At 60.2% G+C, this 15,576-nt stretch carries 13 protein-coding genes; 3 read left to right on the top strand and 10 right to left on the bottom strand.

Going from position 1 to position 15,576, the window contains the following annotated elements; all coding sequences use genetic code 11:
* Positions 1 to 33 precede the first annotated feature (33 nt).
* The 8 genes from CLU93_RS13395 to CLU93_RS13360 all read right to left on the bottom strand — a co-directional run bounded on the left by CLU93_RS13395 (position 34) and on the right by CLU93_RS13360 (position 9,537).
* Positions 34 to 873 carry a hypothetical protein gene (locus CLU93_RS13395; protein ID WP_099761849.1) on the bottom strand — a complete coding sequence of 280 codons (840 nt, stop codon included), beginning with the start codon at positions 871 to 873 and terminating at the stop codon, positions 34 to 36.
* 24 nt (positions 874 to 897) lie between these two features.
* Positions 898 to 2,394 carry a dynamin family protein gene (locus CLU93_RS13390; RefSeq protein WP_099761848.1) on the bottom strand — a complete coding sequence of 499 codons (1,497 nt, stop codon included), beginning with the start codon at positions 2,392 to 2,394 and terminating at the stop codon, positions 898 to 900.
* Positions 2,391 to 4,061, bottom strand: a complete 1,671-nt coding sequence (locus tag CLU93_RS13385; protein ID WP_180287848.1) for a dynamin family protein — start codon at positions 4,059 to 4,061, stop codon at positions 2,391 to 2,393. The genes CLU93_RS13390 and CLU93_RS13385 overlap by 4 nt, the downstream gene beginning before the upstream one ends.
* Before the next feature lie 186 nt (positions 4,062 to 4,247).
* Positions 4,248 to 4,973 carry an amino acid ABC transporter ATP-binding protein gene (locus tag CLU93_RS13380; protein WP_099761846.1) on the bottom strand — a complete coding sequence of 242 codons (726 nt, stop codon included), beginning with the start codon at positions 4,971 to 4,973 and terminating at the stop codon, positions 4,248 to 4,250.
* Between the two features lie 19 nt (positions 4,974 to 4,992).
* Positions 4,993 to 5,685 (bottom strand): amino acid ABC transporter permease, encoded by a 693-nt coding sequence (locus CLU93_RS13375; RefSeq protein ID WP_099761845.1) that lies wholly within the window; start codon positions 5,683 to 5,685, stop codon positions 4,993 to 4,995.
* 1 nt (position 5,686) lies between these two features.
* Entirely contained in the window at positions 5,687 to 6,436 is a 750-nt protein-coding gene (locus CLU93_RS13370; protein WP_099764374.1) for an amino acid ABC transporter permease, read from the bottom strand.
* A 97-nt stretch (positions 6,437 to 6,533) separates the two neighbouring features.
* On the bottom strand, positions 6,534 to 7,490 hold the full coding sequence (locus tag CLU93_RS13365; protein ID WP_099761844.1) for an amino acid ABC transporter substrate-binding protein: 957 nt from the start codon (positions 7,488 to 7,490) through the stop codon (positions 6,534 to 6,536).
* Between the two features lie 196 nt (positions 7,491 to 7,686).
* Positions 7,687 to 9,537: an ABCB family ABC transporter ATP-binding protein/permease gene (locus CLU93_RS13360; RefSeq protein ID WP_099764373.1), complete on the bottom strand. Its 1,851-nt coding sequence runs from the start codon at positions 9,535 to 9,537 to the stop codon at positions 7,687 to 7,689.
* A gap of 136 nt (positions 9,538 to 9,673) precedes the next feature.
* Between CLU93_RS13360 and CLU93_RS13355 the strand changes: the two genes are divergently transcribed.
* Both CLU93_RS13355 and CLU93_RS13350 read left to right on the top strand, forming a co-directional pair.
* Positions 9,674 to 10,039 (top strand): acyl-CoA thioesterase, encoded by a 366-nt coding sequence (locus CLU93_RS13355; protein ID WP_243420446.1) that lies wholly within the window; start codon positions 9,674 to 9,676, stop codon positions 10,037 to 10,039.
* Positions 10,040 to 10,063: 24 nt separating this feature from the next.
* Positions 10,064 to 11,656, top strand: a complete 1,593-nt coding sequence (locus CLU93_RS13350) for an alkaline phosphatase D family protein (protein WP_099761842.1) — start codon at positions 10,064 to 10,066, stop codon at positions 11,654 to 11,656.
* Here CLU93_RS13350 and CLU93_RS13345 read toward each other — a convergent pair.
* The gene (locus CLU93_RS13345; RefSeq protein WP_099761841.1) at positions 11,653 to 12,519 is read right to left on the bottom strand and encodes a LytTR family DNA-binding domain-containing protein; all 867 of its coding nucleotides are present in this window, start codon (positions 12,517 to 12,519) and stop codon (positions 11,653 to 11,655) included. The genes CLU93_RS13350 and CLU93_RS13345 overlap by 4 nt on opposite strands.
* A 156-nt stretch (positions 12,520 to 12,675) precedes the next feature.
* Here CLU93_RS13345 and CLU93_RS13340 point away from each other — a divergent pair, with 156 nt between their 5' ends.
* Complete coding sequence (locus CLU93_RS13340; protein ID WP_099761840.1) at positions 12,676 to 13,848, top strand: acyltransferase family protein; 1,173 nt, start codon at positions 12,676 to 12,678, stop codon at positions 13,846 to 13,848.
* Here the strand turns inward: CLU93_RS13340 and CLU93_RS13335 are convergent.
* The gene (locus CLU93_RS13335) at positions 13,845 to 15,527 is read right to left on the bottom strand and encodes a long-chain fatty acid--CoA ligase (RefSeq protein ID WP_099761839.1); all 1,683 of its coding nucleotides are present in this window, start codon (positions 15,525 to 15,527) and stop codon (positions 13,845 to 13,847) included. The genes CLU93_RS13340 and CLU93_RS13335 overlap by 4 nt on opposite strands.
* Positions 15,528 to 15,576 lie beyond the last annotated feature (49 nt).

Raw genomic sequence — 15,576 nt, 5'->3', positions numbered from 1 at the left:
ATGATAAGTATGGGGGAATGCTGATGCGGCACCTTACGGTGCGACTGCGGGTATCCCCACGGCCTCGCGCCACACCGCATAGGCTGGCGGAAAAGGCAGGAATGAGGCAGCGAGCTCGCCGCCTTTCAAGAAGTCACCCTTTTTCAATAGTACTTTGTGCAAGTAGCCCGCCAGCCCGCTGCTCGCTTCTCGAACAAGCATTTTTTCACCTTGAGCAATCTCATTGGAGATCAAAATCAGTTGCTCCTCGGCCAGCATTTCGCCGGGTTGAGCAAATTGCTTTTCAACCTCAAACCCATGAAAAATCATGCTGCCAGATCCGCCGGAAACATGCTTTTTTTGCCTGCTGTACATAGTGACAAAAACGGAAACCAAGCAGCTCTCAGGCAACGCCGTATCTAACGGCAGGCCCAATACTTTCGCGGCCCAGAAAGTCAGCACCAGCAATTCATCCTCGGGCAGCTGCAACAATTCGGCCAGCTCTGACAGCAAAGTCAGCTGCGGTTGCGACAGCGGGCCGTCCAGCCGGCACAGGACCAGGACGTCGAGCATGAAGCTGGACGCCAGTTGGTGCTGCTGGACCGCCTGCAAGAATTCGCGCAGGCTATCCCGGTTCAGATCGGCGGCCATCTGCCAGACGGTATTTCGCCGCTCAGCCAGCCCCAGCGAGGTCAGCAACATGTCGAACAAGCGGCCTGCCATCTCGCTGATGGGTTGATCGGCCAACAGCGTCGCGGCCACGGCGCTGGCATGGCACAAGCGCGTATATTCATCGCAGGCAATTGCAAAATGCGGCGGCAAGGGAAACATTTCTACTTTGAGGGCATCGGTATCGCGCAGCAATCGCGGCAAGTCAAAATGATGGGAATTCATGATTTTTCCTGAGGGTGTAACGTATTAAAAAGACAGGATGCGCACGGTGGCCGGGCGGCTTCCCTGGTGCAGCAAGCGCGCGGCATTGCTGGCTTCAGCAGCCGCCGAGTAAGGCTGCAGCAGTGGCAGGTAGCGCTGCGATGTACGCCGCAACAGCGACGGCCGCCGTGTCGCGTCAGCCGGACGGCTGAGCAAGGCAAGATGGCGGCGATGCACTTGCGATGCATGGCCCGGTGCATGCAATGCACGCAACAGCGACAGCAAGTCGAGCGGGGGAAGGCAGCCCTGTCCCGCACCGGCACCGGCCGGCACCGCCATGCCGCTGGCCTGCACCAGCGTATGCAAGTGAGCAAAGAAGCGCTGCTGGAACGCCTGCAGGTCCGCCGCCTGCCTGAGCGCCCATTCCAGCGCGAGCTGCATCTCGGCAAGCAGCTCGCCGGCATCGTGCTGCGCTTCCACCTCGGTGGACAAAGCCAGTATCCGCTTCATCAGGCCCAGCTGGCGGCGGCGCTGCTGTGCTTCATGCGCAAGGTAACGCTCATAACGAAAAAACTGGCTTTTGAAGCGCTCGGCAGGACCTATTGCCGGCAGCTCATCATTCCAGAGCTGCAATTGTTCGCGCACGGCTGACAAGGGATAAGCCTGACTGTCTCGCGTGGACACAGGCACCACGGCGAGCACCGCAATGCCGCGTGCCGATACGGCCTCGCCAATACCCTTCACGACCGCCGCCACGGACTGCGGGTCGCGCTTGTCGGCACGGCTGACGACAATCAGGCATGCCATCTCACGGGGCAGCGACGCCAGGAACACCAGGTCTTGTTCCGAGATGCCGCCAGCTTCGACCGACACGACCCAGATCACGGCCTGCACCGCACTCAGTTGTGCGTGGGCGATCCTGGCATCGGTACGCGCCTTGAGGACGTTGCCATCGGGTTTGGAATAGCCAGGCACGTCGATCAGGGCCAGCGCAGGCCATGGAAATTCCGGTAGCGCATACAGGGCGCTTTGCAACATCGCCCCTGCATTGCTGCCGTACGCTTCCTGCTCACCATGCGTCAGGCTGAGAAACTCGGACTTGCTCAGTTCGACCTTCTGCAACAGGCGATTGAGCCCAAGAATCACGCTTTGCTGATGTCGCAACAGATAGGTCGGCAGCGCGGTGGTCGGGTCGACCTCGACGGCCAGCAATTGCTGGCCAAGCAGGGCGTTGATCAGGCTGGATTTGCCGGCGCTGAACGCACCACCGACGCCGACGGTCTTTTTCCCGGTCAGCATGGGAAAGCTGCACAATTGTTGCAACTGTCCCAAGCCTTCTTCCAGTGCCGCGACGATCTGGCTGAAATCAGCCGGCGCGCCATGCCGCGCCAGTTCCATCAAATCGTACCGGACAAGCTGCTGCAGCGCATCGAACTCGTCATTGATGGCGGCCGCGCCTGCGGCGGCTGGCTCACCAGCGGTGACGCGGCATAACAGACGATATCGCGCTTCGATCTCGTCCGGAGACAACAGCACGCTCATGGCTGCTCGCAGGCGTCGATAATGGACTGGACCGCGTGGCGATCAATCTCATACTGCCGGCGCTTCTGCTGGAACGCCGTATCGCCTTGCGCCAGGTCGGCATCAAGCTTGGCCAGCGCTGCCTGGCGCTGGGCCAGTTGCTGTTCTGCTGCTGCAACAATACCGGCTTTGGCCTGCTGCACATGTGCCTGCAACGTCGTTTGCAAGGCGGTGCGCGCGGCCTGCTGTATTTGCGGAAAGACCTGGTTGAGCAGATGCATGCGGATTTCCTCATGACGCTGCGCTTGAGCAACTTCAGCCTTGCCGCGATTGGCAAAGATCCGCTGCAAGATGTCTATCAAACCCAGCAACAAGGGCTTGAGCACTTTTGCAACCGGAAACCGGCTGGCAAGCAAATCGATGGCTTGATCCGCCACCATGTGTATCATCGCGCGATCAATGCCCGCATCGCTGTCTTTCGCCACCGAAGCACCGCCAGGAATACGCAGGTCTATATCCAGTACAGCCGGCGTAAAATCGCCGACTCGGTCAAAATAGCGGCGCATGACCACATCAAATTCGGCCTGGATGCCACTGGTCATGCCCAGACGGATGGCCTGGTCAATCTGCGCGCTCACGTCACGACCGCCCAATGCGGCAACCGTCCATGCCTCGAGCTGCTCGTGCAAACGATTGCGCACATGCAGGAGGATGGCTTCCAGGACGGCCGGCAAGCTGGCGTCGAGCTGTGCGGTTTCTTGCCCCAGCCGCGTTTCAAACAGTTTTATTTCCTCTGCAACACGCATCTTTTCGAGAACGATTTTTTCCCGGTCCAGATCTTCTCGATTGAGCAATACATCCAGATACTGGACCAATGGGCGCAGGCGGGCAACGAAGGGCCTGGTGACCGAATGCAGGAACAATGGCTCGGCCAACGCTTCGAGTTCCTGCAGCGCATCATCGAGCTCGCGCACCATATGCGTGCGCGCAGAAACTGTCACTACCCGCAAAGGTGCCCGTCCAGAAATGCCCTCAATCTCCCGGGCCACCTGGCGCGCCACCTCCTGCACATCGTCAGGCGATTTTTTATCGGCCTTGCTGATGACCGCGATCACCGGCATGTCGTGCAGCTGCAACTCCGCCAGGGCAGCACGGATACTTGCATGCAGACCACCCTCCTCCGCGCTGACCACGATGCAATAAGCCAGGCTGCGCTCGACGTAATCGTCGATGGCGCGTCCGTGCTGGCCATTGCCCGAGTCCCAGCCTGGCATGTCGACCAGTTTCAAATGGGGCAGCCGAGCCAAGGTATCGCATTCCACATGCAAGTCCAGCCAGGCGCCTGCCGGTGCCTGGCCAGCTTGCAGTTCCAATACCTGGCTGCGCGCCAATGGCCTGACTGTGTCATCAGGAAGACATAAGGTAAAACGTTCCGGCTTGCCGTATGCGAGCTCCGCAGGAATCGAGGTTTGCGGATCGACATTCGTCGACAGCAAGCTTTCCCCCATCAAGGCATTCAACAAGCTCGATTTTCCGCTACTGAACGCCCCCACGAAAGGTACACGCACCAGGAAATGGCGCGTTTGCTGTTCCACGCCGGCCAACCACTCTTGCGGCTGCTGATAAGTCTGGAACAATTGCCTGATGGCCGGCAGTACCTCAAGAAGATGGATTTGCGGTGAAAACATGTAATGATCCCGTTCAGATGAAATGAAAAAAGTAGCGCGGCATGACGCGCACATTGAAATTTCTTCAATGCAACTAATTTAACATGGGGATACGACAAGATGTGTCGCTGGAGACATATCTCCAGCGACGGACAGAAGAAACGCAGGTGCGATCAGGGCCGCCGGTAGCGGACCTGGCTCAATCGGCTAATGAATGATCTTTGCCAGGAAATCACGCGCGCGGTCCGAGCGCGTGGTGTTGAAGAAGTCATCCTTGCTGCAATCCTCGATGATCTTGCCCTGGTCCATGAAGACGATGCGGTTGGCCACGCGCCTGGCAAAGCCCATTTCATGCGTGACGACCATCATCGTCATGCCTTCCTGCGCCAGGCCCACCATCACGTCGAGCACCTCGTTGATCATTTCCGGATCGAGCGCCGAAGTGGGCTCGTCGAACAGCATGGCGATCGGGTCCATCGACAGCGCGCGGGCGATCGCCACGCGCTGCTGCTGGCCGCCCGACAGCTGGCCGGGGAATTTATCCTGCTGCGACAGCAGGCCCACGCGGTCCAGGTATTTCAAGCCCTTGGCATTGGCTTCGTCGGCGCTGCGACCGAGCACCTTGATCTGGCCGATGGTCAGGTTTTCGCGGATGGACAGGTGCGGAAACAGCTCGAAATTCTGGAACACCATGCCGATGCGCGCGCGCAGTTTCGACAAATTCGTCTTCGGGTCGTTGACGCTGATGCCGTCGACGATGATCTGCCCCTGCTGTATCGGTTCGAGGCCGTTGACGGTCTTGATCAGGGTCGACTTGCCGGAGCCGGACGGGCCGCAAATGACCATCACGTCGCCCTTGGCGACCTCGGTGGTGCAGTCGGTCAGTACCTGGAACTGGCCATACCATTTGCTGACGTTATTGAGTTCGATCATCTTGTTCTTTCTTTTACGGTTAGCGAATGATGGCGACGCGTTTCTGCAGGCGTTTTACCAGGAACGACAAGGCATAGCACAACACGAAATACACGACGGCGACAAACACATACATTTCCACCAGGCGGCCATCGCGCTGCGCGATTTTCGAGGCGGCGCCGACGAAATCGGGGATCGACAGCACGTACACGAGCGACACGTCCTGGAACAGCACGATGGTCTGCGTCAGTAGCACGGGGATCATGTTGCGGAACGCTTGCGGCAACACGATGCTGCCCATGGTCTGCCGGTAATTCATGCCCAGCGCCTGGCCGGCCCATACCTGGCCGCGGGGAATCGACTGTATGCCACTGCGCATGATCTCGCAATAGTAGGCCGCCTCGAACATGATGAAGGTGATCAGCGCAGAAGAAAATGCGCCCACTTTCACGGGTTCGTTCGCACCGATGACCCAGGCGGCGATGTACGGCACCAGGAAGTAGAACCAGAAGATCACCAGCACCAGCGGGATCGAGCGTATCAGGTTGACGTAGCTCGATGCCACGCCCGAGATGAGGCGGTTGCTGGACAGGCGCATCAGCGCCAGCAGGGTGCCCAGCACGATGCCGCCCACCATGGCCAGCGCCGTCAGTTTCAGGGTGAAGACCATGCCGGTCTGGAACAGGTAAACCCACGAGCGGGAGATGACATCGAAATCGAAGTTACCTAACATGTCAGTGTCCTCCCGTCTTGGCGCCGGCGACGATGAAGCCCGGGATGGCGACCTTTTTCTCAATCAGGTGCATCAGCACCACCACCAGCAGATTGACGACGACGTAAATGATGGTGGCAGCCGAAAACGCCTCGAACACCTGGAAGGAAAACTCCTGGATGGCGCGCGCACTGGCCGTCAGTTCGATCAGGCCGATGGTCAATGCCACGGAGCTGTTCTTGATGATGTTCAAAAATTCGCTGGTCAGCGGCGGCATGATGACGCGCGCGGCCATCGGCAGCAAGATGAAACGGTAGGTTTGCGGCAGGGTCAGGCCCAGCGCCGTGCCTGCCAGTTTCTGCCCGCGCGGCAGCGCCTCGATACCCGTCGTGACCTGCACGGCCACGCGCGAGGAGGTAAAGAATCCCAGGCACAGCACAGCCGTGATGAACGGCGCGTTCGGCAGCGACTTGACCCAGGCGCCCAGGTCCGGCGGCAGCAATTCCGGCATGACGAAATACCACAGGAACATCTGCACCAGCAGCGGCACGTTGCGGAACAATTCCACATACGCATTGGCCAGGCCCACCAGCCATTTGTTCGGCAGGGTGCGGACGGTGCCGATCACCAGGCCCAGGATCAAGGCCATGATCCAGGCCGCACCGGCCGTGGCCAGGGTCCACACCAGGCCGGACCACAGGGTATCCATATACGTGCCCACGCCATCGGGGGACATCTCCCAGAAGATGCGCCAATTCCAGTTGTAATTCATGATCATCCTTCCCATGCAGCTCGAGGAAAGCGGCCAGCCGCCTACCCCGCAAATAAAACCGGGAGGCTTGCGCCCCCCGATTTGTTACGCACTCTTGTTACTTTTTCCGCTTGTCCGAAGTCTTCTGCGCTTCGGGCACGGCCGCATACGCGGCCGGGTCACCGGAGTCGGTCGGATTCGCAAACACGGCCTTCAATTGCGCCGGCATGGGGAATTTCAGGTTGATGTTTTTCGGCGGGATTGGCGAGGTAAACCATTTCGCGTAAATGCGGTTGATGTCGTCGCTCTTGTACAGGCGGATCAGCGCTTCGTCGACCACTTTCTTGAAGGCTGGATCGCCCTTGCGCAGCATGATGCCGTACGGCTCGACCGACAGCGCTTCCTTGGTGATTTCGTAGTCGTTCGGGTTTTTCGAGTTGGCCACTTGCGATGCCAGCAGGATGTCGTCGTTGGCTTCGGCCACCGCGCGGCCCGTTTCCAGCATCAGGAACGATTCAGGATGATCCTTGCCGACGGCAATGGTCATGCCCAGGTTTTTTTCCTTGTTCAAAATCGTCATCTGCTTGATGGTCGAGGTGCCTGCCGTGGCCACCAGGGTCTTGCCGCGCAAGTCTTCCAGGGTCTTGATGTTCGAGGTTTTTTTCGACAGCACGCGGTTGCCGATGACGAACATGGTGGGCGCGAATGCCACCTGCTGCTGGCGCTCCAGGTTGTTCGTGGTCGAGCCGCATTCGAGGTCGATGGTACCGTTGGCCATCAGCGGGATGCGGTTGGCCGAGGTGACGGGGCTCATCACCACTTTCAGTTCGGTCAGGCCCAGATGCTTTTGCAGGGCCGTGACGACTTTCATGCACAGGTCGATCGAATAACCCTGGTATTGCTGCTTGTCATCGAGATAGGAGAAGGGCACGGAGCCGTCGCGCACGCCGAGGGTGACGGAACCGGCTTTCTTGATCTTGGCCAAGGTGCCGGTCAATTCCTGAGCCTGGACTGGCGACATGCTGCTGATGACGCCGACGCTGAGCAGCGTGGCGATGATTTTGGTCAATTTCATAAATTCTCCTGGACGGACAAACCGGATACAAAGCCGGACGAAACAACTGTGGTGCAAACGCCACCAATGGAATTAATTTTATTTCATTTTCAGCGCCGAACCAGCCGTTTTCTGCGATTGCCGTCAAATAGGCGCTATACGCGCGCCGGAATCAGCGCGGCTGTAGCATTTTTCCTACTGATTGTCCCCCGCCGATTTATTTTGCCGGCGCCAGCCCCGCCAACGCCTCCTCTTGCGCCTCATCATCCATATTCGCCTGCTGGCGTTGCCACATCTGCGCATACAAGCCATTCGCGGCCAGCAATTGCGGATGCGTGCCCCGCTCGACGATGCGGCCATGGTCGAGCACCAGGATTTGCTGGGCGTCGGCCACCGTCGACAGCCGGTGCGCAATCACCAGGGTGGTGCGGTTTTTGGCGATGTCCTTCAATTGCGCCTGGATCGCCTGCTCGGCCTTGGAGTCGAGCGCCGACGTCGCTTCGTCGAAGATCAGGATGGCCGGGTCCTTCAGCAAGGTGCGGGCAATGGCCACGCGCTGCTTTTCGCCGCCCGACAGCTTCAAGCCCCGCTCGCCCACCATGGAGTTGTAGCCATCTGGCAAGCTTTCAATAAAATCATGGATCGACGCCGCTTTCGCCGCCGCCACGATGGCGTCCTTGCTGGCGCCCGGCTTGCCGTAGGCGATGTTGTATTCGATGGTGTCGTTGAACAGCACCGTGTCCTGCGGCACGATGCCGATGGCGGCGCGCAGGGAATCCTGTGTGATTGCCCGCAAGTCCTGGCCATCGATGGTGATGCTGCCGCCATCGACTTCGTAGAAGCGGAACAGCAAGCGCGACAGGGTCGACTTGCCCGAGCCGCTGTGGCCCACCACGGCGGTGGTGGTGCCGGCCGGAATCTGGAAATCCACGTCGAACAGGATTTGCCGCTTGGCTTCATAGCTGAAATTCACATGCGCAAAGCGCACGGCCGCGCCCCGCGTGACGAGCGGTTTTGCCTCCGGCGTATCGGCGATTTCGCGGTTTTCGTTCAACAAGGAAAACAGGCGCTCCATGTCAGCCAGGCTTTGCTTGATTTCGCGGTAGATGACGCCCAGGAAATTGAGCGGGATATACAGCTGGATCATGAAGGCGTTCACCAGCACCAGGTCGCCCAAGGTCATGCTGCCGTTGATCACGCCCACGGTGGCGCGCCACAGGATCAAGGTGACGGCCGTGGCGATGATCAAGGACTGGCCCGTATTGAGCAGGGACAATGAAGTCTGCGATTTCACGGCCGCCGATTCATAGCGCTGCAAGCCTTCGTCGTAGCGCTTCGCCTCGTAATCCTCGTTGCCGAAATATTTCACGGTTTCATAGTTGATCAACGAATCGATGGCCTTGGTATTGGCTTTTGAATCGAGGTCGTTCATGGTGCGGCGGAAATGCGTGCGCCAGTTCGTCACCAAGACGGTAAACGCGATGTAGGACACCAGCGCCACCGCCGTGATCACGCTGAACCAGATGTCGTAATGCAAGACCAGATAGCCGAGCACGAGGGTGATTTCCACCAGGGTCGGCAAGATGTTGAACAAGGTATAGGAAATGAGCGAGCCGACACTGCGCGTGCCCCGTTCGATATCGCGCGTCATGCCGCCCGTCTGGCGGTTCAGGTGAAAGCGCAAGGACAAGGCATGCAGGTGGCGGAACACTTGCAGCGCGATGGTGCGCACGGCCCGCTGCGTGACCCTGGCAAACAGGAATTCGCGCAATTCCGTAAACAAGGTGGTCGACAGGCGCAGCAAGCCATACGCCACCAGCAAGCCGACCGGTAACACCAGCAGCGCTTGCGGATGCGCCGCCGTGATCGTCATGGCGTCGACGAGTTTTTTCAGGATCAGGGGCACGCCCACGTTGGCCAGCTTGGCGCCCACCAGGCATAGCAGCGCCAGCAATACTCTCCATTTGTAGACCCATAGATACGGCAGCAAGGTCTTGATGGTGGCGAAATCGCTGTGGCTGGCGGAGGCTGGCGAGCGGGGCGGAGGGGGAGTCTGGGAACGGCGCATGGCGAAGGTCGGCTTTTTATGGTTCAATCGGGGCAATTGTAGCCTTTCATGAGAATAAAAGATGAGCACCTCCCCCGACCGTCCTGATAACTGCCTCGCCTCCGGCTTGCCCGCCGGAAAAATGCCGGAATTGCGCATGATGCCCGCGCCATCCGACGCCAATGTGTACGGCGACGTCTTCGGCGGCTGGATCATGGCGCAAGTCGATATCGCCGGTTCCCTGCCGGCCACGCGGCGCGCCAACGGCCGTGTCGCCACCATCGCCGTCAATTCCTTCATCTTCAAAAACCCTGTCTTCGTCGGCGATCTTCTCTCCTTCTACGCCGAAATCGTCAAGGTTGGCAATACCTCGATCACCGTCAATGTCGAGGTGTATGCCGAGCGCAACCGCCTGCAGGCGTGCATCGTGAAAGTCACGGAAGCGACCCTGATCTATGTGGCGACGGACTCCGACCGCAAGCCGCGCAAGGTGCCGCCGATCGAGACCTTATTGTCGCAATAATCCTACGTTTTATTTTCAGACGGCATGGATAGCCAGCGCCGCATCTTCCTGCAGAGGGCTGCGCGCATCGTCTCGCTGGCCGCCGCCGGCAGCGTGCTGTCGGGTTCCAGCGCGAGCGCCGCCACGCGCCTGAACGGCAACGGCTATCCGTTTGCGCTCGGTGTCGCCTCCGGCTCGCCCTTGCCGGACGCCGTCGTGCTGTGGACACGCATCTGTTACGACCCGCTGCAGGCAGACACCACGCCCGCCATCGCCCTGAATGTGCGCTGGGAAGTGGCCGCCGATGAAGGTTTTCGGCGCATCGTCGCCAAGGGGCAAACCACGGCCACGCCCGCCCTCGCACACAGCGTGCACGTCGATGTGGCGGGCCTGGCGCCCGGGCGATGGTACTGGTACCGTTTTATCTTTGGCGACGCCGTCAGTCCCGTGGGCCGCACGCGCACGGCGCCCGAGCCCGGCGCCATGCCTGCCTCGCTGAAACTGGCCGTCGCTTCGTGCCAGCACTGGGAATTCGGCGCGTATGCGGCGCACCGGCACATCGCGGCGGCCGCGCCCGACCTGGTGGCCTTTCTCGGTGATTACATTTATGAGTGGGGACCGTACCAGCTGCAGCACCCGAGCCGGGCCATGCGCACGCACGAAAGCTTTAGCCTGGACGAGTACCGCGCCCGCTATGCGCAATACAAGAGCGACCAGGATTTGCAGGGCGCGCACCTGGCCGCGCCGTGGATCGTCACCTGGGATGACCATGAAGTGGCCAACGATTACGGCAACGACCGCGACGAATTGCTCACACCCACCTTTTTGCAGCGCCGCGCGGCCGCCTACCAGGCATTTTATGAACACATGCCGCTGCGGTTGCTACCGCTGGGGCGACGCGGCTTCGTCGACATGCGCATCTACCAGCGCTATGACTGGGGCCGCCTGGCGCGCTTCCACGTACTGGACGACCGGCAATACCGCGCCTACCACGCGTGCGCCAGGCCGGGCCGCGGTGGCTCCAATTCCGTCACCACGCGCAACTGCCCCGACTTGCGCAAACCCGGCCGCAGCATGCTGGGCGAGGAGCAGCAGCGCTGGCTGCAAACCGGTCTCGATACGTCTCCGGCGCGCTGGAATATCCTGGCCCAGCAAACGCTGATGGCGCAATCGAGCCAGGTGCCCATCCTGCGCCCCGGCGACGAGCGCATCTGGACCGATGGCTGGGATGGCTATCCGCTGGCGCGCCAGCACCTGCTCGACGCCTTGCGCAGCAGCAAGGCCAGCAACCCGCTGGTGCTGTCCGGCGACGTACATACCTTTTATGCGACGGAACTGAGCCGCAACGCCATGCGCCCCACCGGCAAGGATAATCCCGTGCTGGCGACCGAGTTTTGCGGCACGTCCATCACGTCGAGCTCCCGCCCGCAGGCGCGCACCGAGCAGTATGTGGCGATGAACCCGCACATCCGCTACGGACGCAGCGACAAGCGCGGCTATATGTTGATGGAAATCACGCCAAAGAAAACGACGACCCTGTTCCAGGGCCTGGAGAATGTGCGCGACAGCACTTCTACCATCGCGACACTGGCCCGCTTTACCGTCCAGGACGGCAAGGCGGGCCTGCAGCCCACTTAGCAGGTACTTTTCAAGGCATCGCGGTAGCGCCGGCTGACAGGTACCTCCCCGCCCGTGGATAGCACGGCACGCGCATCGCCCGATTCCAGCGGCACGATGCTCTGTACGAAATCAAGGTTGACGATATAGCTGCGGTGCACGCGCACAAAGCGCTTGCCGTCGAGGCGGCGCTCGATGGCGGCCATGGTCGAGCGCAGCGGATAATCGTGGCCGCGCACGTGCAGGTTCACATAATTGCCCCAGGCCTGTATCCACTCGATATCGGCAGCCGGCAACAGAAAATCCTTACCCAGCTTGCGTACCAGGAAGCGTTCCGGCTGCTGCACCGGCTCCACGGCTGGGCCTTCATCGGGTTCGCCTAGCAGTGTCGCCTCGCCTTGCCAGCGCATCAGCAGCAACTGGTAAAACCCCACCGCCAACAAGACGAGGAAGTAAGCACGCACATCTTTCAGGTATTCATACGGCAACTCGCGCCACCAGTCGCCAAAATCATAGTGGCTGCCCTGGCTCCAATAGGCAATTTTGCGCAAGGCCACCATGGCCGCCACATGCACCAGGCTGTAGACGACCGACGCAGCCAGGTGCCAGCGCAGGTTCTGGCGCTGGAACACCAGGTGTAGCGGCCGGTACTGTCCCGCCAGCACGACCACGGGCACCAGCGCCAGCAGCACCAGATTGCTGCTCCACTCCCACACGGCCACTTCCCAGTATGGCGTAGCGAGCCCGGCGCGCCGCAGGTCAAGCCAGGCCAGCCAGCTGTTGACGCTGGCCTGCAGCAGAGTCAGCACGATCCAGAATCCCGGCTCGGCCACGCGGCGCCAGCGTTGATAACGTTGCAACATGTCGGTGGAAGAGACGCGCATGACTTCAGTAGGTAAATTAGTTGCACGATTGTAACGTCCCACACCCATCCCAGGCGATCCATTCGTCCCAGCCAGCCGTCCGCTGGTCACTTCGCGCTGGCTGCCAGCCCCGCCGCTGCCTATGCTGGGGCTTCCTTCACCATTTGCCCACCGATCATGAGCCATCACACCCGCCGCCACGATATCGACGCCTTGCGCTTTCTCGTCTTCAGCTTGCTGATTGTCTATCACACTGCCTTGCTGTACATGGATGGATGGAACTTTCACATGCACAGCAGCTACACCACGGATGCCTTGAACATGCCGCTGGTCTTCATTAACCGCTGGCGCATGGAAATCGTCTTTCTCATCTCCGGCGTGTCGTGCGCCATGATGACGCAGACCTCACGCGGGGCCTTCCTCTGGCGCAGGATCAAGCGCTTGCTGCTGCCGCTGCTGTTCGGCATGGCCATCATCATTCCCCTCCAGCCGTATTGCGAAGGGGTCAGCAACGGCCTGGTCGAACCCGGCTATGGACAGTTCCTGCTGCATTACTTTGGCGGCCATGCCTGGCCGGCCGGCGCCTTCGCAGGCTGGCAATATGGTTTTACGTGGAATCACTTGTGGTATCTGGTGTACTTGCTGCTGTACATCATCGTGCTGGTGGCGCTGCAGCCGCTGCTGGCGGCGCTGCGCCCCCTGTTCCAGCACTTGCGCGGCTGGCGCTTGCTGGTCTTGCCGGCGCTACCCACCCTTGCCGCCACGGTGTTCCTGAAAATGCGCTATCCGGAAACCCATGCGGTGGTGCACGACTGGTATGCGCACAGCATCTATTTCACCATGTTCGTGTATGGCTGGTGGCTGGGTAATGACAAGGGATTGTGGGCAGAACTGACGCGCCTGCGCTGGCAGACGCTATGGCTGGGTCTGGGCGCGTTTGCCGTGTACATGGTATTTGACCAGATGTATTCGGAAAACCTGCTGACCTGGGCCTCGGCCGGCTCCTGGCCCATGCGCAACCTGTACATGTGGCTGGCCATCTGCGCCATCCTGGGCTGGTCGCATACGTTATTGAACCGCCCCTTTTCCTGGCTGCCTTGGGCGCGCCAGGCCGTCTTTCCCTGGTACATACTGCACCAGAGCGCGATCGTGCTGCTGGCCTACTGGCTGGTGCCCCTGAAGCTGGGCCCCGTGCTCGAACCGCTGCTGATATTGGCTGGCACGCTGGCGACCTGCTGGCTGGGAACCTCGCTGCTGATCAGCAAGGTGAACTGGCTGCGCCCCTGCTTCGGCTTGCCCGCCCGCCCAGGGCGGAACCTGGCGGCGGACACAGCCATGGCGGCGAACTAAGCTACCTTCTTCTCGTCGCGCAATTGACGGCGCAAGATCTTGCCGACGTTGGTTTTCGGCAATTCATCGCGGAACTCGATGTATTTCGGTTTCTTGTAGGCCGTCAATTCATGCTTGCAATGCTCGCGGATCTGTTCCACCGTCAGGTTCGGATCCTTGCGCACAACAAACACTTTCACGGCTTCGCCCGCGTTGGCGTCCGGCACGCCGATGCACGCGCATTCCAGCACGCCCGGGCACGATGAAACCACGTCTTCCACTTCATTCGGATACACGTTGAAGCCGGAGACGATGATCATGTCTTTCTTGCGGTCCACGATCTTCACGTAGCCGCGCTCGTCCATGACACCCACGTCGCCCGTCTTGAAGTAGCCGTCGGCCGTCATCGACTTGGCCGTTTCATCCGGACGCTGCCAGTAGCCGGCCATCACTTGCGGGCCGCGCACGGCGATCTCGCCCGGTTCGCCCAGCGGCACTTCCACGCCGTCATCGTTCAAGATCGCCACTTCCGTCGACGGGAATGGCAAGCCGATGGTACCCGTGAATTCCGTGATGTCGACGCGGTTGCCCGTCACCACGGGCGATGTTTCCGACATGCCATAGCCTTCGATCAGCGGGCAGCCCGTCAGTTTCAGCCAGCGTTCGGCCACGTTGCGCTGCAGGGCCATGCCGCCGCCATTGCACACCTTGTAGCTGGAGAAATCGAGCTTGGCAAACTCGGCATTGTTCAGCAGCGCGTTGTACAGGGTATTGACGGCCGGAAAGACGACGATCTTGTGCTTGGCCAATTCCTTGACGAAACCGGGGATGTCGCGCGGGTTGGGGATCAGTACGCTCATGCCGCCCAGGCGCATGCCCATCAGGGCACTGACCGTCAGCGAATAGATGTGATACAGGGGCAAGGCGCACATGAAGCCCATCGAGGTGGCGCGCATTTCAGGCGTCATCACGGGCGACATCCACGCCTCGTTTTGCAATACGTTGGCGATCACGTTACGGTGCAACAGCATCGCGCCTTTTGAGACGCCCGTCGTGCCACCCGTGTATTGCAGGAAGACGATATCGTCATGCCCCTGCTGCACCGGCTGCAAGGTCAGACGCGCACCTTCGGCCAGCATCTTGTTGAAACTGATGGCGCCCGGCAAGGAAAACGCGGGCACCATTTTTTTGATCTTGCGCACGACGAAGTTGACGATGGTGCCTTTCAGTCCGCCCAGCAAGTCGCCCATGGTGGCCACGATCACATGCTTGACCTGGGTATGCGGCAACACCTGCTCCACCGTGGTGGCGAAGTTTTCCAGCACGATGATCGCTTCACTGCCCGAATCGATCAGCTGGTGCTGCAATTCACGGGGCGTGTACAGCGGGTTGACGTTCACCACCGTATAGCCGGCGCGCAAAATCGCCGCCATGGCCACCGGATATTGCAGCACGTTCGGCAGCATGATCGCCACGCGCGCACCGCGTTGCAGGCCCTTGCTTTGCAGCCAGGCACCCATCTGCCGCGACAGTTGATCGAGCTCGCGATAGGTCATGAATTTATCCATGCACACGAAGGCGTTGCGGTCCGCATATTTCTGGAACGACTCTTCCAGCAAATGTGTTACGGAACGGTATTGCGTGCAATCTATCTCTGCGGGAACGCCGTCCGGGTATGACTTCAACCAAATCTTGTCCATCTCGCCTCATCTTTATCTGTAAAAGGGATGCGCCTCCTGGCGCATCCAC

This window comes from Janthinobacterium sp. 35 (genome assembly GCF_002754575.1).
GTDB classification, from domain to species: domain Bacteria; phylum Pseudomonadota; class Gammaproteobacteria; order Burkholderiales; family Burkholderiaceae_D; genus Janthinobacterium; species Janthinobacterium tructae.
The sequence above is the reverse complement of the archived record's forward strand: the minus strand, read 5'-3'. Positions and strand labels throughout refer to the sequence as shown.